Origin of the sequence: Bradyrhizobium arachidis (assembly GCF_015291705.1) — a bacterium.
Taxonomy (GTDB): domain Bacteria; phylum Pseudomonadota; class Alphaproteobacteria; order Rhizobiales; family Xanthobacteraceae; genus Bradyrhizobium; species Bradyrhizobium arachidis.
The window spans coordinates 9,488,057-9,504,941 of sequence record NZ_CP030050.1; the positions used below are offsets into that span (position 1 = coordinate 9,488,057).

Annotated in this window: 16 protein-coding genes and 1 pseudogene; 10 read left to right on the plus strand and 7 right to left on the minus strand. The window is 64.9% G+C overall.

What is annotated here, in order from left to right:
- Positions 1–217: 217 nt before the first annotated feature.
- Both WN72_RS44775 and WN72_RS47955 read left to right on the plus strand, forming a co-directional pair.
- Positions 218–1,402, plus strand: a complete 1,185-nt coding sequence (locus tag WN72_RS44775; RefSeq protein WP_035732006.1) for a GNAT family N-acetyltransferase — start codon at positions 218–220, stop codon at positions 1,400–1,402.
- 210 nt (positions 1,403–1,612) lie between these two features.
- Complete coding sequence (locus WN72_RS47955; RefSeq protein WP_430642275.1) at positions 1,613–1,804, plus strand: DUF6894 family protein; 192 nt, start codon at positions 1,613–1,615, stop codon at positions 1,802–1,804.
- Between the two features lie 144 nt (positions 1,805–1,948).
- Here WN72_RS47955 and WN72_RS47680 read toward each other — a convergent pair.
- Positions 1,949–2,080 (minus strand): annotated as a pseudogene (locus tag WN72_RS47680) (LysR family transcriptional regulator); the annotation flags it as partial.
- A gap of 153 nt (positions 2,081–2,233) precedes the next feature.
- The gene (locus WN72_RS44780; RefSeq protein WP_092212417.1) at positions 2,234–2,923 is read right to left on the minus strand and encodes an aspartate/glutamate racemase family protein; all 690 of its coding nucleotides are present in this window, start codon (positions 2,921–2,923) and stop codon (positions 2,234–2,236) included.
- Positions 2,924–3,096: 173 nt separating this feature from the next.
- On the opposite strand from WN72_RS44780, the gene WN72_RS44785 reads away from it, so the two are divergent.
- Both WN72_RS44785 and WN72_RS44790 read left to right on the plus strand, forming a co-directional pair.
- Positions 3,097–3,480 carry a cupin domain-containing protein gene (locus tag WN72_RS44785; protein WP_092212245.1) on the plus strand — a complete coding sequence of 128 codons (384 nt, stop codon included), beginning with the start codon at positions 3,097–3,099 and terminating at the stop codon, positions 3,478–3,480.
- Between the two features lie 262 nt (positions 3,481–3,742).
- The gene (locus tag WN72_RS44790; protein WP_092212243.1) at positions 3,743–5,275 is read left to right on the plus strand and encodes an FAD-dependent monooxygenase; all 1,533 of its coding nucleotides are present in this window, start codon (positions 3,743–3,745) and stop codon (positions 5,273–5,275) included.
- Positions 5,276–5,289: 14 nt separating this feature from the next.
- Here the strand turns inward: WN72_RS44790 and WN72_RS44795 are convergent, their stop codons facing one another.
- From WN72_RS44795 to WN72_RS44805, 3 genes are all read right to left on the minus strand, one after another.
- The gene (locus WN72_RS44795) at positions 5,290–5,706 is read right to left on the minus strand and encodes an SRPBCC family protein (RefSeq protein ID WP_092212415.1); all 417 of its coding nucleotides are present in this window, start codon (positions 5,704–5,706) and stop codon (positions 5,290–5,292) included.
- Positions 5,707–5,937: 231 nt separating this feature from the next.
- Positions 5,938–6,456 carry a hypothetical protein gene (locus tag WN72_RS44800; RefSeq protein WP_092212241.1) on the minus strand — a complete coding sequence of 173 codons (519 nt, stop codon included), beginning with the start codon at positions 6,454–6,456 and terminating at the stop codon, positions 5,938–5,940.
- A gap of 6 nt (positions 6,457–6,462) precedes the next feature.
- Complete coding sequence (locus tag WN72_RS44805; RefSeq protein WP_092212239.1) at positions 6,463–7,416, minus strand: tetratricopeptide repeat protein; 954 nt, start codon at positions 7,414–7,416, stop codon at positions 6,463–6,465.
- A gap of 223 nt (positions 7,417–7,639) precedes the next feature.
- On the opposite strand from WN72_RS44805, the gene WN72_RS44810 reads away from it, so the two are divergent.
- Entirely contained in the window at positions 7,640–7,909 is a 270-nt protein-coding gene (locus WN72_RS44810; RefSeq protein WP_092212237.1) for a hypothetical protein, read from the plus strand.
- A gap of 34 nt (positions 7,910–7,943) precedes the next feature.
- Here WN72_RS44810 and WN72_RS44815 read toward each other — a convergent pair whose 3' ends face one another.
- Positions 7,944–9,581 (minus strand): amidase family protein, encoded by a 1,638-nt coding sequence (locus WN72_RS44815; protein WP_092212235.1) that lies wholly within the window; start codon positions 9,579–9,581, stop codon positions 7,944–7,946.
- Between the two features lie 79 nt (positions 9,582–9,660).
- Here WN72_RS44815 and WN72_RS44820 point away from each other — a divergent pair, with 79 nt between their 5' ends.
- The 3 genes from WN72_RS44820 (at position 9,661) to WN72_RS44830 (ending at position 12,167) form a co-directional block, all read left to right on the plus strand.
- Positions 9,661–10,122, plus strand: coding sequence for a GNAT family N-acetyltransferase (locus WN72_RS44820; protein ID WP_027564245.1), 462 nt, complete (start codon positions 9,661–9,663; stop codon positions 10,120–10,122).
- 278 nt (positions 10,123–10,400) lie between these two features.
- Positions 10,401–11,558 (plus strand): acyl-CoA dehydrogenase family protein, encoded by a 1,158-nt coding sequence (locus WN72_RS44825; protein WP_092212233.1) that lies wholly within the window; start codon positions 10,401–10,403, stop codon positions 11,556–11,558.
- A gap of 204 nt (positions 11,559–11,762) precedes the next feature.
- Positions 11,763–12,167: a hypothetical protein gene (locus tag WN72_RS44830; protein WP_244553649.1), complete on the plus strand. Its 405-nt coding sequence runs from the start codon at positions 11,763–11,765 to the stop codon at positions 12,165–12,167.
- Positions 12,168–12,276: 109 nt separating this feature from the next.
- On the opposite strand, the gene WN72_RS44835 is transcribed toward WN72_RS44830, so the two are convergent.
- Positions 12,277–14,433: a putative bifunctional diguanylate cyclase/phosphodiesterase gene (locus tag WN72_RS44835; protein WP_092212229.1), complete on the minus strand. Its 2,157-nt coding sequence runs from the start codon at positions 14,431–14,433 to the stop codon at positions 12,277–12,279.
- A 493-nt stretch (positions 14,434–14,926) separates the two neighbouring features.
- Here WN72_RS44835 and mepA point away from each other — a divergent pair, with 493 nt between their 5' ends.
- Together mepA and WN72_RS44845 are read left to right on the plus strand one after the other, a co-directional pair.
- A complete protein-coding gene (gene mepA / locus WN72_RS44840) occupies positions 14,927–15,871 on the plus strand; it encodes a penicillin-insensitive murein endopeptidase (RefSeq protein WP_027564241.1) in 945 nt (314 codons plus the stop codon).
- Between the two features lie 389 nt (positions 15,872–16,260).
- The gene (locus WN72_RS44845) at positions 16,261–16,764 is read left to right on the plus strand and encodes a hypothetical protein (RefSeq protein ID WP_027564240.1); all 504 of its coding nucleotides are present in this window, start codon (positions 16,261–16,263) and stop codon (positions 16,762–16,764) included.
- The last annotated feature ends 121 nt before the right edge of the window (positions 16,765–16,885 follow it).

The window sequence follows — 16,885 nt, forward strand, 5'->3', positions numbered from 1 at the left end:
TTCTGGGTGGCAAATGAGCAATTGGCGTGCATCCGTGCACCATAATTACAGGGTATTCATCCTCGACAACGAAGGCCACATCATCAACCGCGCGCACCTATCGTCGCAAAATGACGAAGCTGCAAAGGAACGCGCCAGGCACTTCGCCAGCTCCGGGCTGGCCGTGGAGTTGTGGGACGGCCCCCGCAGGATCGCGACCGCCATCGAAAGCCGGACGATGCGACCAATTGCGTGTTCGCGATCACGGCGCATCGCTACCGTCGACGTCGTCCACGATCTCGCTGCCGCTGAAACAGTCTGGCGCAGTCTCGAGAGTCCAAACCATTCCGCAACACCGTACCAACGGTTCGATTTTCTCGCCGCTTGGCAGCGGCAGGTCGGTGAGCGCGCCGGGCTTTCGCCGTTTCTCGTGATCGCCAGTGATGACGACGGCAGGCCGCTGGTCCTGCTGCCGCTCGTGTTACGGACGGTCCTCGGGATACGCTGCGCTTGCTTCATGGGCGGGAGCCATTCAACTCTCAATATGGGCCTGTGGGAACGCGACTTCGCGGCGGCAGCAACCGAACATGATCTCTACTCCTTGATAGCGATGCTCGCCGCGCGCGACGAAGCCGACGCGCTCGTGCTGCGCTCGCAGCCGACCTACTGGTTCGAACTGCAAAACCCGCTGAAACTGCTGCCTCACGAGCCCTCGACCTGCCCCTGCCCAGTGCGCACGATCGAGCCCCGCGCCACACCGGTGAGCCTGATCAGCGAAGCTCTCCGTCGCCGGCTGCAGCGCAAGGAGCGAAAGTTGCAACGGCTTGCCGGCTATCGCTATCATATCGCGTCTGATGACGCTGACATTACCCGCCTGCTCGACTGGTTTTTCCAGGTCAAGGCGCAACGAATGGCCCAAAGGAAGCAGCCATTCGTGTTCGCCGAACCTGGCGTGCAGGAATTCATTCGCGCTGCCTGCATAACTCGGCTGGCCGATGGCGGCCGCGCGATCGAAATCCATGCGCTCGAATGCGACGAGGAAGTGATCGCGGTCTTCGCCGGTGTCTCGGACGGCCACCGCTTCTCCATGATGTTCAACACCTATACCGTGTCGCAGAATGCGAGGTTTAGCCCTGGCCTGATCCTCATGCGCGAAGTTATCGATCATTTTGCGGGTCAGAACTATCGCGCCTTCGACTTCGGTGCCGGCTCGTATGATTACAAGCTGCTCTTCTGCAAGGACGAGGAGCCGATCTTTGACAGTTTCATCCCGCTCAGCGTGCGTGGCCGCTTCGCCGTCGGCGCGATGTCCGCCGTCAAGAAGGCTAAACGGTTTATGAGAAGTAATCCGGCGCTGCTCGACGTCGCTCGGAACCTGCGCAGCAGATTCCAGCGTGCAAGAACTTCCGAACAACTTCTCTGAGTTTCTTACTTCAACACTGCTAGTCAAGTTCTGACACACACGGACAGGCTGTCATCGACGCGACCATCGCCGCTACCCTGGGCAGATTGCAGGGAAAATACCTTCAAGGCTCTGGAAAACTCGGCGCTCACGTTTTTGGAGTGCTATGCGGTGCCGCGATACTTCTTCGACGTCAGGAGCGGATTGGCCTTCTACCCCGATGAGGAAGGCGTGGAATTGCCTTCGCAAGCAGATGCTGAGGCAGAGGCTCTAGATTCCCTGGCGCAATTGGCCCGCGATCTGGCGAAGGAAGCTCCAGGACAAGACCATCGGCCAGATGTTGCCATCGAGGTCAGAACAGCGTCAGGCCCGGTCTTTCAGGCTGCGTTGCTCTTCGCGGCTAATAGAACCACGTTGCAATAATGCGCTCGGGACGGAGTGATCGAGACTGGCGGCCGCACAGCGCTTCGGCGCGCTCACCGAAATCCGAACGAATGTCGGACCGGTCGAGCGGACATGTGACCGATGTCTGCAAGCGACCCAAAGCGGACGTCCAACGTCCGCCATTTATTGAGCTTCTACATAGCGAATAATGCTCTGGTTCTGAACGTTTGCGACCAGTTCATCCGCGCGGGACAAAAGCCGACGGAGCAAGGGTGATGGATTTGCCCGATTGTATCCCAGGGCGAGGTTCGTAGGATGGGTAGAGCGAAGCGAAACCCATCGCGCCGACGCGACATCTCACAATTTTCGTCAAGTTGGTCCGATCGTGCGGATGGTGTTTGATGGGTTTCGCTTCGCTCTACCCATCCTACAAGTGCCAACGCCGGGATCCACCGAGTCAGATCATCCTCACCCGATCGCGAAATCGGCTGCGGTCTCCGCGTGGATCGCCGTCGTGTCGAACGTCTCGACCGTTGTGTCGTCCGCGCCGACCAGCATCGTGATCTCGGTGCAGCCGAGGATGATGCACTCGGCACCTGATGCGACGAGCGCCGCCATCACATCCTGGTAGCGGCGACGTGAAGGATCGGCGACGACGCCAAGGCACAGCTCGTCATAGATGATCCGGTTCACGTCGGCCCGCTCATCGGCGGGAGGCACGAGCACGTCGAGGTCGTGCGCGCGCAGCCGGTCGATGTAGAAGGTCTCCTCCATCGTGAACCTGGTACCGAGCAGCCCGACGCGCCGGTATCCTTTGGACCGGATGCGCTCTGCCGTTGCGTCGCCGATGTGGATGAAGGGGATGGTCAGCTTCGACGTGATCTCGGGCGCCAGCTTGTGCATCGTGTTGGTGCACAGCGCGATCGCCCGTGCGCCGGCGCTTTCGAGGCGCCGCGCGACCTCGGCGAGGCTGGATGCTGCCTCCTGCCAGCGGCCGGCATACTGCATCTCCTTGATCTCCTGGAAATCGTAGGAATACATCAGCAGCGGCGCCGAATGCAGCTTGCCCATGCGGTCGCGCACGCGCTCGTTGATGAGCTTGTAATAAAGCGCGGTGCTCTCCCAGCTCATGCCTCCGATCAGACCAATGGTTCGCATGCGCGTGTCTCCGACGAATTGCTGGATCGGATCGTAGACGAAGACGTGGAAGCTCGCCATGACGATGCGAGGTGTAGGAACTCCCGGCAACAACCTTGCCGTTTACAGGGATTTCCGCGAAGCTGGGCAGCGTAAGGCGAGACGGACAATTATTTTCAGGGAGGACGCATTCCATGAAGATTTTAGTGGCATCCGCTTTGGCTACGTTGTTGGTGACGACCGCAAGTGCTCAGGACTCTCCATTCCGCAAGGAGCTGAAGCGGGGCGACCTGACCGGCACCAACATGGAAATCATCACGAGCACCAGCGAAATAAAGCCCGGAGAGACGTCGACCCGGCACATCCACCATGGCGACGAATCGTATTACTTCCTCGAAGGCGGCACGATCGAGCTGCCGGACGGAAAGCAGGTGCCTATCCCAACAGGCTCTGTCGGCTTGAACGCAAGGGACGTACCGCACGGCGCCTACAAGGTCGTCGGTGACAAGACGATCAAGCTGCTGACCGTCCACATCGTCGACAAGGGCAAACCGCTTTACGACACGCCGCCGAAATAGCGCGGAAGATGGGATGAGCTCTGCGAAGCGCGGCCGGCCGCCCGTTGACGCAGCCGCGCCCCGACGCTAAATGGCCATGTCGGAAAAGGCAGACTTGGTCTGGTAAGCCCAAGTCCTTTCGGTAACGAAAGCTCTGGTCTTTGGCCTCGCGCCCGAGATCCCCACGACGAACAACGGTCGCCAGTCAGGCGATCCCTCGTTCGTCCGTGAGGTCCTCGGGTTCGGGAAACGCTCCGGTCGAACATCGACAACGGAGCGATTCATGCAAAATCCCGACACCATCCCCTATGACGTCATCATTGCCGGCGCAGGTCCGGTCGGCCTGTTCCTGGCCTGCGAGCTCAGGCTTGCGGGCTGCTCAGTGCTGGTGCTGGAAAAGACGCAGGATCCGCATTCGCCGCTGAAGGGCCTGCCGTTCGGGCTGCGCGGACTTTCGGTGCCGACCATCGGGAGCCTCGATCGCCGCGACCTGCTGGACGATCTCACACGCCGCGCCGCCGGCCGTGACACGCCGGCGGCCGCGCACTGGATGCAGCAGCAGCGCCGCCCGGGCGGCCACTTTGCCGGCATCCAGTTCTTCCACGACCAGATCGACAGCGCGCAATGGCCGTATCGCCTGCCCGGTCCGATCGGCAGCATCGCGGCCGACATGGCGAGCATCGAGGCCGTTCTCGCCATGCGCGCGGCGACGTTGGGCGTCGAGATCCGGCGCGGCTGCGGCGTCGAGGCTCTCGCGCAATCGGACGATGGCGTCACCGTTGCAACGGCTGGCGGAATGGTCCGGGGTCGCTGGCTGGTCGGCTGCGACGGCGGACGCAGCATGGTGCGAAAGACCGCCGGTATCGGTTTCGCCGGCACCGATCCGGAATTCACCGGCTATTCCGCGCTGGTCGAGCTGGCCGACCCGGCCGCGCTCACGCCGGGCCGCCATTACACGGCGTCGGGCATGTACACCTATGCGGCGCCCGGCACGATCGCCATGGTCGATTTCGACCGTGGCGCTGCTCACCGCAGCGAACCGGACCGCGGCCATATCGAGGCGATGCTGCGCAAGATCTCGGGCCTCGATGTGAACGTGACGGCCCTTCAGCTCGCCACCACCTGGACTGACCGCGCGCATCAGGCCACCTGCTATCGCAAGCGCCGCGTCTTGCTGGCGGGCGATGCCGCCCATATCCATTCGCCGCTGGGCGGCCAGGGCCTGAACCTCGGCCTTGGCGATGCCATGAACCTCGGCTGGAAGCTCGCCGCGACCATTCGCGGCAATGCTTCGGCCGGCCTGCTCGACACCTATGCGGCCGAGCGGCAGCCGGTGGGAGCACAGATCCTCGACTGGTCGCGCGCCCAGGTCGCCCTCATGCGTCCGAGCAGGAGCTCGCGCGCGTTAAAGGCGATCATCCGCGACCTCATCGACACGCGCGACGGCGCGACCTATTTCGCCGAGCGCGTCTGGGGCGTCTCGCTCCGCTACGATCTCGGCGATGCCCATCCTCTGGTGGGCCGCAGCGCGCCCGATTTCGCACTCGCCGATGGAAGGCGGCTGGGCGAGCTGCTCAGGACAGGACGAGGGCTGCTGCTGGACTTCGGCGCCCAGCCATCGCTGCAGGCGCTTGCGCGCCGCTGGATCGGCCGGATCGATCATGTTGCAGGCGAGCCTGAGGATCGACTGGGGTTGAGCGCTTTGCTCGTGCGCCCGGACGGCATCGTGGCGTGGGCCGGCGGGGAGCCGCCTGACCTCGATGAAGCGGCTCGCGCTACGGTGCGATGGTTCGGTGAACCCGTGAGGCTACCGTAGCGCCCTGCAGGCCCTTACGACGCTTTCTGCTTCGCCGCGACGTAGCGTGCAAAATTGTCGAGGATCGCCTGCCAGCCGCCCTTCTGCTGCTCGACCGAGTGGGTCGATTCAGCATCGAAGACGACGCGGACGGTGACGCCCTTCGGACCGGGGACGAACTCGACCTCGGCCTTGCGATCGCCGAACGCATATTCGATCAGCTTGTGCTCGACGATCGTCGTGTAGGTGCCGGCGAAGTCAAAACCCATGCTGCCGTCCTTGGCCTCCATGCGCGACGAGAAGAGGCCGCCCTCCCGCAGGTCCACCGTCGCCTTGGTCGTGTGCCAATCGTCGGACGCGGCGTTCCACTTCACGATGTCGGCCGGCGTCGTGTAGGCGCGCCAGACCTGATCGATGGGGGCGGCGACGCTGGTTTCGACGGTGATCCTCATGGGCATTGCTCCAGTTGCGGCTCTGATGGCTCGAATTGACGAAATCACTTTCACATGTGCCGGGTCCGTGTCCAGCACGTCCCGGGACGTGTCTCCCCAAGGACGATCGAGACCGGTCCGTGCCGACATGGTGCGGCCGTCAATGCGCAAAAAAGTTGGAAAAATGTCGTCGGCACGACTGCTCGCCGCCCGCTGGGGGCTGTCGGGGCGCATTGCGCTCCCCAGGCAACGCTATCGACGGGGCGCCGAGAGCTCGTAATTCACGCAGTCCATCTTGATGTCGTACGGACCCTGATAGATGCCGTCGCTGACCCACCGATAGACCTTGCGGTAGGTGGTGATCTGCTCCGAGCGCGGTTGATGGCCGGCCGGACGGTTGACATCGGAGATCGTCTTCGACGACGTCTCGGTCAGGGTCAGCTTCTCGTCGGGATGGTCGTCACGCTTGAACACCATCGTCGCGGCAAGCCCCGAATTGTTGTCGGTTGCGCTGAAGCTCGCGCTCAAAAGCTGATCGTTGACCGCCCCGAGCAGCGGCCCGCCGACCCAGCCCTTCGGCAACATGATCAGCGAGGAGCGATTGAAGATGATGACCGGTGCATCGCCGCTCGGCAGCACGCCCCGGCAGCCGTAACGCCATTCGCTGGCCGCGACCGGCGAAGCATTCGCCATGAACGCAAATGTGATCAGGCCAGAGAGAATGGAGCGAATCGGACGATTCTTGGCGATGGCGGAAATCAAGTCGCGCATGGCTGGTCAGATCGGCCTTGTCTTGCCTCGAATGGCCATCGACCGTTTCAGGACCTGTTGGGCATCGGCATAGCGCCCCTGATCCCGGTAGAGACCGGCGAGGTTCTCCAGCACCTCCGCCAGATCCGGGTGGTTCGGCCCGAGCGTCTTCTCCATCGCGGCCGCCGATCGCTTGAACAACCGCTCGGCCTCGGTGTTGCGGCCCTGACGCGCGTAGAGCGCGGCCAGATTGTTCTGCGCCTGCGCGACGTCGGGATGATCGGGACCGAACGCCTTCTCGGTCACCGCCATCGCCCGCTTGAGCAGCCGCTCGGCATCGGCATAGCGATGCTGGTGGATGTAGGCATCGGCCAGATTGCTCATCAGCACGGTGGCTTCGGGATCGTCGGGGCCGAGCGCTTTCTCGAGGATGGCGAGCCCGCGCTTGAACAGCGGCACCGCCTGGTCGTACCGCCCTTCATTGCTGTAGACGGCGCCGAGATTACTCAACGCCAGCACCACCGACGGATCATTGGTTTTCTCGCCAATGGCGATCGACCGCTTGAGCAGCGGCTCCGCTTCCGCGTAACGCTCTTCCGCGCGGTAGAGATCGCCCAGATTGTTCAGCACCATCGCGACTTCGGCATGATCCGGACCGAGCGTCCGCTCCCGGATCGCCAGCGCGCGCTTGTACAGCGGCTCGGCGACCGCGTATTGCCCGAGATTATAGTGGATCGTGCCGAGGTCATTCAGCGGCATCGCGACGTTCGCATCGTCGGGGCCGAACTCCTTCTCACGAAGGGCCAGGGATTTCTGGGCCAATGGCAGCGCTTCGGTGTACTTCCCGGCCCGGTAAAGCTGCTTCATCTGCCGCGTGAGCGTACCCGCCTCGTCCTCCTCGGCATGGGACGGCGCGGCGAACGACAGGCTCAGGGCGAGCGCGGTGACCGCGACACGGATCGATGCTTTCAGGGCCTTCATCGCGCGCTCCTTCGTCGCGGCTTTTCGGGACTTACGCGCCGTTGGTGCGTCCGGAGGCCGGAGAGGTTCAATGCAGGCGCGGCGCCGACGGACCCGATCACCGTCGGGGGACGCCGCGGCGGTTGAACCAACCGCAAATCCAGCCGCACCAAACCAGGTCGCACCAAAGCATCATCGTGCATCCCGCCGATCGATGCGCGACACCGATGAAACGGGTCCATGCATGCGGTTCTTCCTGTGTGAGGTCGTTGCTCGCATCGTCGCGATCTATCTGTGCGTCGATTGCGGCCGCATGCTGCGGGACGGCTATACGGAGCGGGAAATCAGGGCTTTCAGTCCCGATCTCGTGGACTGGCTGCTGGACTGGTCGCGCCAGGTGGTCCAGAGGGACACCGCGCCGGTCTCCTACTGGATGGAAATGGGCCACCAGGCCGTGTGCCTCGCGGCGTGCCTCGTCGTTGCGATCTTCTGGTGGTGGCTGCCGAACGGCTGAGGGGCCCTTCGGCCAAACCCGATGTCACTGCAGCTCAAAGCGCCGGCAGACCGGGCGGCGGCTTGCGCATGTTCGACGCCTGTTCATAGGCGTAGGCGAGACGCAGCAGCTTGTGCTCACTCCAGGCGCGGCCAGCGAAGGTGACGCCGAGCGGATAGTCGGGCGTGTCCTTGCCGTCGGCTCCCGAGACGAAACCGCCCGGTACCGCGACGCTGGGATAGCCTGCCCTGGCGGCAATCGCCGCGCCGGTCGCGCCGGGGAACAGGACGGCGTCCAGCTTGTGCTGGTTCATGTAGGCGTCCATGCCGCGCGTCCTGGCGGTGAGGAGGTCCATCGCGCGCGCCGATTTGTACTCGCGCTCGCTCAAATCGCCCCTGGTGCTGTTGGCGGCGAGGAACAGGTCGTGGCCGAAGCGCAGCGCCTTGTCGGCATGAGCCTCGTTGAAGGCAACGATGTCCGCGATGGTCTTGATGTCGGTGTGGGTCGCCCAATCCTTCAGGTAGAGGTTGAGATCGTGCTTCAGCTCGTAGAGGAAGACGATCCGCTGCACGACCGCATTGCCCTTGTTGCCGCTCAGCGGATTGCGGTTGAGCACGGCCATGATCGTGCCCGGTCCGCTCATCCAGCCCGGCGCCGGCATGCTGGACCGCACGATGACGGCGCCGAGATCCTCGAGCATCTTGATGGTCTCGGCCATTAACTTCGTAGCGTCAGGCGGAAGCTTGCCGTAGTAGGGATCGTTCAAGGGATCGGCGGGATCGCTCGGCACGCCGATGCGCGCGCCCTTCATCGCATCGCGTGCGAGGTCGGCGGTGTAATCGGCGGGCCTCTGCTGCCGCTCCGTCACGGGATCGAGGGGATCCTTGGCCGCCAGCACATTCAGCAGCATCGCTGCATCGCGCACGGTGCGCGTCATCGGCCCGGCGGTGTCCTGGCTGTGCGCGATCGGCACGATGCCGGCGCGGCTGATCAAACCAACGGTCGGCTTCACGGTGACGAGGCCATTGCGGCTGGCAGGGTGCAGCAGCGAGCCTGAGGTCTCGGTGCCGATCGAGGCCGCGCACAGGCCGGCGGCGACAGCTGCCGCCGAACCCGAGCTCGAGCCACCGGGGTCGACGACCGGGATGCCCCGATCATCCAGCAGCGTCGGCACGTAGGGATTCTTCACCTGGCCGCCGAGCGAGGAATAGCCCCCCGGCATGTCGATCGCGAGGATGTTGGCGAACTCCGTCAGGTTCGCCTTGCCGAGGATCACGGCGCCGGCGTTTCGCAGCAGCTTGACGATGGTGGCGTCACCCTTGGCGCGCGCGCCGTCCAGCGCCAGCGAGCCCGCCGTGGTCGGCTGCTTGTCGCCGGTGGCGATGTTGTCCTTCAGCAGGATCGGCACGCCCGCGAGCGGCCGTTTGGCCGACGGCCTGACGCCGTCGAGCTTGCCCGCGATCGCGCGTGCGTCGGGATTGAGCGTGCGGACGGAATTGAGCATGAGCCCGTTGCGGTCATAGGCCGCGATGCGCGCAAGATAGGCCTCAGTCAGCGCCGTGGCGGTGACGTGCCCGCCCGCCAACGCATCGACGATGTCGCCCATGGATGCGTCCTCGAGCGTCAGCCCGGTCGCCACGGCGCGTGTGACGGCCGGGGCGGGGCGAGCGTCGCGTCGGGGTGGCTTCGTCATGCGGTGCCTCTTGGACGGTACCTTACGAATATGCTACCAACGGTAGCATTAACTGCGATTGCGCGACAAGCTCATGGCCATGAACTACACGATCCGGCCCGCACGCGAGGACGACGCAGCTGACATCAGCGGCGTGATCCTGCGCGCGCTGCGCGAAACCAACGCGAAAGACTATACCGACGAGATCATCGCGCGGGTCGCGCGCAGCTTCAGTCCGGACGCCGTGCGGCAGCTGATCGGAAGGCGCCGCGTTTTCGTCGCCAGCATCGGCAGCCGCATCGTCGGAACGGCAAGCCTCGACGGCAGCGTGGTGCGCACGGTCTTCGTCGCTCCCGACGTTCAGGCGCGCGGGATCGGCAAGCTGCTGATGGCGGAGATCGAGCAGACGGCGCGGGCGAGAAACATTCCCTCGCTGACCGTTCCTTCGTCGGTCACCGCCGAGGCTTTCTACGCAAAGCTCGGGTTCAGTGCCGTGCGCGACAGCTATCATGGTGACGAGCGCACGATCATCATGGAGCGGCGGCTGGATGATCCGACCTAGGCCGGTCTAAGCGCCGTCATCCTGAGGCGCGAGGCATGCGATGCGAACGCAGCGCAGGCCGAGCCTCGAAGGATGAACGGCCACGATGCAGCCGGGCCGTCGCCCTTCGAGGCTCGCCCAGCGGCGCATTCGCGCCGCTCAGCTTGCACCTCAGGGTGACGGGGGAGCAAGTTGGTGGCCTGCAAATCAGGCCCCGGATGTAATCTTGATCCCAGGCATCAAATAGATCACCATCGCGCATCTACCGCTCACGGCAGAAGGAGCGAGGAAGCGCAGCAATGAACGCAACTCCCGGAGTGGGCCTCATCGAGCGTACCCGCGCTCTCGCACCGCTGATCGCGGGCGAGGCGGACGAGATCGAGCGGACGCGGCGGCTGACGCCGGCGGTCACCTCCGCGCTGATCGAGAACGGCCTCTATCGCGCGCTGCTGCCGCAAAGCCTCGGCGGCGCGGAAGTCCCGATCGAGAGCTTCATGCAGATGCTGGAGGAGGTGGCGAAGGCGGATGCGTCCACGGCCTGGTGCCTCGGCCAATGCAGCGTCTGCGCGATGATCGCGGCCTGGCTCGATCACGATACCGCGCAGGAGATCTTCAACACACCGCCCGGCATCCTCGCCTGGGGCGCGATCGCGCATGAAGCGCGCGCCGTTGAGGGCGGCTATCGGGTCACCGCGCGCTGGGATTTTGCCTCGGGCTCGCGGCAGGCGAGCTGGCTGGGCGCGCATGTGCGCATCGTCGATGGCGACGGAGTGCCGCGCAAGAATGCCGAGGGATCGCCGGAGGTGCGCACCATCCTGTTTCCGGTCGCAAGCGCGGTGCTGCACGACGTCTGGCAGGCGATCGGGCTCGCCGGCACCGGCACGGATTCCTACGAGGTGCGCGACCTGTTCATCCCCGAGCGCTTCACCGCGTTCCGCGACGTGACGCCGGCGCTGCGCGAGCCGGGTCCGCTCTACAGGATCGGCACCGGCTTGACGTTCAGTCTCGGTTTTGCCGCGGTCTCGCTCGGCGTCGCGCGCGCCACGCTGGATGCGGCCATCGCGCTCGCGCGCGGAAAACATCAGTCGCTCGCGGCAAGCGCCATGCGGGACAACGGGGCGGTCCAGGGCCTGATCGGCCGCACCGAGGCGGATCTGCGCGCCGCGCGCGCCTATCTCTATGCGACGGCGAATGCGATGTGGCGCGATCTCGTCGCGACCGGCGAATTCAGCGCGGCGCATCGCAGCGCGGTGCGGCTCGCGGCGACCTGGACGATCCACCAATCGGCAAAGGTGGTCGACACCGCCTATCACATGGCCGGCGCGACGGCCGTGTTCCGCAGCAATCCGTTCGAGCGTCGCTTTCGCGACATGCATGCGATCGCGCAGCAGATCCAGGCGCGGGATACGCATTACGAGGATGTGGGGAAGGTGATCCTGTCGACGCCCGCGCCGTAGTCCGCTCGTCCTCTCAAGTTCGGCGCCATGTGGCGATCGCACCAGGGCGTGCAGGGCTGGATTTCCGGCGCTGCTCAACCCAATTTGATCATGCAGCTCAGCCGCTTGAAGTAGCGTATCGCAACGGCATCCGGTCCGGTGCATTCAGGGGATTGGCGACAAGCAAAGGGGGATGATATGCGTCGGATTCCAACCGTGATCAGTATGATCCTCTTCACGTTGGCCGTGGCAGATACCGCGTACGCGGAGAAGGTCTATTACCTTCACGACCCAGGCGGCAACACCGCCGCACACATCTACACATATACGCACGTCAATGCGGAATATGATCGCGTCGTGATCGATGGCCGCTGCAAATCGTCTTGCACGACGGTTCTTGGGGTCGTTCCGCTCAACAAGATCTGCATCACCCCGAGCGGCTACTTCATGTTTCACGCGGCGCATCACGGCGACCGCAGCATCAATCCGGGCGAGACTCAGCTGATGATGTCGTCCTACGCGCCCGAGGTTCGCGACTGGGTGATGAAGCACCACGCGCTCGACCAGGTTGACCCCTACACGTACCTGTACGCCAGGAACGTGACGTTCATCCGGCACTGTCCCCGGTAGGGTTGACGGCAACGCCGGTGAGATCGTCGGAAGACCTGTACCCCCTCACCCGGAATCCGCGCTATGCGCGCATTCCGACCTCGCCCCGCAGACGGGGAGAGGTGAAGCCTCACGCCACCAGCGCGGCGTCCTCGTCGACGGCATCGATGCCGCGTTGTGCGGCCAGGAGGCTGATGATCTCCGCATTCGGGCGGGCCTTGCTGAACAGGAAACCCTGCCCTTCGTCGCAGCCCTCGGCGCGCAGACAACTCAGCTCGGCTTCGGTCTCGACGCCCTCGGCGGTGATGGTGACACCCAAACCTTTGCCGAGACTGACGATGGAGCGGATGATCGCCTGCGCCTCGCGGTTGGCGCCGAGGTCGCGCACGAAGGACTGGTCGATCTTGATCTTGTCGAAGGGGAAGCTGCGCAGATAGCTGAGGCTGGAATAGCCGGTACCGAAATCGTCCATGGAGATGCGCACGCCGAGCGCGCGCAGCGCATGCAGCGTCGCCAGCACCTGGGCGCTCTTCTCCAGGAGCAGCGTCTCGGTGATCTCGAGCTCGAGCCGGCGCGGCGGCAGGCCGGACTGCTTCAGCGCGTCCGTCACCATCGAGAGCAGGTTGCCGCTGCGGAACTGCAGCGGCGACAAATTGACGGCGACGCGGACGTCGTCGGGCCAACTCGCGGCATCCAGGCAGCCCCGGCGCAGCATCAATCCGCCGAGCGGATTGATCAGGCCGGTGTCCTCGGCGACCGGGATGAACTCGGCCGGCGAGACCATGCCGCGCTCGGCATGCGGCCAGCGCACCAGCGCCTCGAAGCCGGTGATGCGGCCGCTCTGGAGATCGATCAGCGGCTGGTAATAGGGGCGCAGCACGTCGCTCTGGATCGCATCGCGCAGCTCGACCTCGATCTTGCGGCGGCTCTGCGCTTTCGCATCGAGCGCGGCCTCGAAGAAGGCGAAGCTGCCGCGCGCATCCTGCTTGGCGCGCGACAACGCCATGTCGGCGCTCTTGAGCAGCTTCTCGGAGTCATCGCCGTCGCCCGGCGCCATCGCGATGCCGATCGAGGCGCCGATCACCACGGAATGGCCGTCGAGCAGATAGGGGTCGGAAATGGCCTCCAGCAGGCGTTTTGCGAGGCCCGCCGCATCCTCGGGTCGCGTCAGCCCGCTCTGCACGATCGCGAACTCGTCGGAGTTGAGCCGCGCCAACGCGTCCTCTTCGCGCAGCGTCGAGCGCAGCCGTTTGGCGACGCCGCGCAAGAGCTTGTCGCCGATCGCATGCCCGAGCGTGTCGTTGACCGCCTTGAAATTGTCGAGCCCCAGCATCAACAGCGCGACCTTCTCGGCGCTGCGCCGTGTGTGCAGCAGCATCTCGTCGACCTGCTGGCGCAGCAGATTGCGGTTGGGCAGGCCGGTCAGGCCATCGTGCTGGGCCATGAAGGCGAGCCGCGCCTCGGCGCGCTTGCGCTCGGTGATGTCCATCAGCGCGAGCAGCACCGCGGGCCGCTCGGCATAGGTCAGTTCGCGCGAATAGATCGCAAGGTCGATCAGCGCGCCGTCGGCCTTGACGTGCTTCCAGGTGCGCGCGACCTGCTCGTCGCTGGAGCGATCGGAGGTCCAGGGTGGCTCGCTCTCGAAGGCCTGCAAGGCCCGGATCGTCAGCTTCTCGAACTCGGCGCGGCCATAGCCGTAATGCGCGATCGCGGCGTCGTTGACGCCGAGAATACGCTCGTCGTCCAGCGCACAGACGATCATGGGCACGGGATTGCCGTCGAACAGCAGGCGGAACGAGGCCTCGCGCCGCTTCAACTCGGTGATGTCGACGCGCAGGCCGACGACGCCGCCGTCCTCGGTGCGGCGCTCCTCGATCAGGATGACGCGGCCGTCCGACAGCGTCTGCTCGTGGCGCTTGCCGGGCTCGTAGAGCTTTTTCAGCCGCTCGGCGATCCACTCGTCCTCGTGACCGGCGGCTTCCGGATAGTCGCCGCGGGCGACGCCGACGCGCAGCGTGTCTTCCAGGCGCGCGCCCTCTTCGAACAGATCGGCGGTCTTGCTGTAGATCTCGGAATATTGCTTGTTCCAGAGGACGTAGCGGCCTTCGGGGTCGAGAATCACGATGCCCTGCGGCAGCAGGTCGACGGCCTGGCGCAGCCGCTCATGCGATTTACGCGCTTCGATGATGGCAGCTTCCGCGCGGCTCTGCACGAGCAGGTCTCGTTCGGCAGGGCGCACGCGCGCAAAGCGCGGCTTGCGGGGCTGTCGGCCAGCCCGGGCGAGCACATTGCGCTTTCGCTTTTTTGTTTTTTGGGACCCCAAACTCAACTTCACACGTCCTAGCCGCGCCCAGCGGCCGCAAGTGTTGGAGCAAGTGTCTGAAAAAAAAGTAATCTTGGGCGGTCTCGCACCGGCGGGCTCCGGTCCCGCACGCTCCCGTCTGCCTGTTTGCAGGGCGCAGGCCACGTCTACGGACACATCAAGCCCACCGGCGCGTCGCAATCAGCACGCGATCTGGCGCAAAATTGCGCGCCTGCGTGAATCATTTCCGGGATCGCGCGCGATTGCATGCGGGCCGGGTCTATTCCCCACGCCGCGCACGAATTTTGGTCAATGCAGTCTAAGGTTATCGGGCCGTTAAAAATCGGCCGACTGACACAGAATTTTGCAACGGCCTAGTTGGAAATGTGGATCGTGGTGTTGCGCGCACGCCGTGAGGGCGGCGCCCACGAGCCTAATTCTTAACCCTGACGCGGCGTTGGGTTATAAGGATGTCAGCATGAGTCCCCGCCGCATCGCCCCCCTCCTGCTCGTCATGACGCTCCTGGCCGCCGGCGACGCGCTGGCCCAGGACAAGGGCAGCGTCACCCCGAAGCCGCTGCCGCCGCTGGCCAATCCCAACGATCCGCATCTCGGCGCCAAGGAGCTGTTCGCGCGAAAACTGCTGCCCTCGACGGGGCCGGCGCATGTCATCGGCTCCTACACCAAGGGCTGCATCGGCGGCGCCATGCAGATGCCGCTCAACGGCGACAACTGGCAGGTGATGCGGCTGTCGCGCAACCGCAACTACGGCTATCCTGACATGATCGCGCTGATCAAGCGCCTGGCTGCCAAGGCGCACAAGGACGCGGGCTGGCCGGGCATTTTGGTCGGCGACATCGGCCAGCCACGCGGCGGCCCGGCGCTGTCGGGCCATGCCAGCCACCAGATCGGGTTAGACGCCGACATCTGGCTGACGCCGATGCCGGACCGGCGGCTCTCGCGCGAGGAGCGCGAGGAGATGTCGGCGGTGATGATGGTGCGGCCGGACCGGCTCGACGTCGATCCGAAGGTGTTCACACCTAGCCATGTGCTGGTGCTGCGCGACGCGGCACAGGAGCCGGCGGTGCAGCGCATCTTCGTCAATGCCGCGATCAAGAAGGCGCTGTGTCGCGAGGCCAAGGGCGACCGTTCGTGGCTGTCGAAGATCAGGCCGTGGTGGGGCCACGACTATCACTTCCACATCCGCATGCGCTGCCCGGCGGGCGCCGGCGACTGCGAGGGCCAGCCGTCGCAATCCGACGACGAGGGCTGCAAGCCGTCCGACCTCGCTTATTGGTTCTCGGACGCCGTGCTGCATCCAAAACCGCCGCCGGAGCCGCCGAAGCCAAAGCCGCCGATGACGCTGGCGCAGATGCCCGCGGCCTGCAAGGCGGTGCTGCATGCAGGGGATGCGAAGCCGTAGGGCAGTTGGGCGTGCTGCCGCCTCCCTCTCGGTGTCGTCCCGGGGCGCGAAGCGAGCCCGGGACCCCTGCGCGAGCGCTTGCGCTCGTCGCATAACCACAGGAAGACGTGTGGCCCGAAGCAGGTCACTCCGAATCCCCGTAACACACCTGACTGTGGCTATGGGTCCCGGATCGGCGCTCCGCTTCGCTGCGCTTGTCCGGGACGACAGTTGCGATTGGGCGCGCGCCCCGAGATGACGAAGTAGTTGGTTGGTTCGCTCCAATCAAATGCGCTAAGATCGGTTTGCCGCCCTGGCCGTAAGCCCGCGGCATCCCGGGATGCGCATCCCGTTTACAACGAAGACTTTCCGCAAGCCGCGCCCGCGCGCGGCCAACGATGAGATTTGACATGCGCATCCTCGCCCTCCTCGCTGTGCTTTCGCTCAGTGCGACCTCCGCCCTGGCCGCCGAGGAGCCGAGCGGCTGCGACAAGTTCAAATGGCCGATCGAGCGTGAGCGCGCGGCGCTGACGGCGCCGGACCGGACCAAGCTTGCCTCGGGGGCCGAGCAGGCTGCGCTGCCGGCGGCCGCCATCACGCTGGGGCTGGTCGCGCCTCAGGACGCCAAGCTGCCGACGCCGCCGGAGCGGGCGCCGAAGGACGGCACCTTCGCCGGCTTCACCAGCATCAAGGCGGCGAAGGCCGGGCTCTACACGATCAGCCTCTCCTCCGGAGCCTGGGTCGACGTGGTCCAGGACGGGCATTTCCTCAAGCCCGTGGCCTTCAGCGGCGCCACCGATTGCCAGGGCATCCGCAAGACCATGAAATATGAGCTCTCGGACAAGCCCTTCGTGCTCCAGGTCAGCGGCGCCAAGGACAATTCGCTGTCGATCGCGATCCTGCCGGCGCAATAGATTAGACAAACGGTCGCCTTTGACCTGAAGCCCCAGCCTGCTATCTTCGCAACTGCGATATCCCCGCCGGCCGTAAGCCGCTGCGGGGACACGTGGAACAGCGCTTCCGCCCGTCGCGACC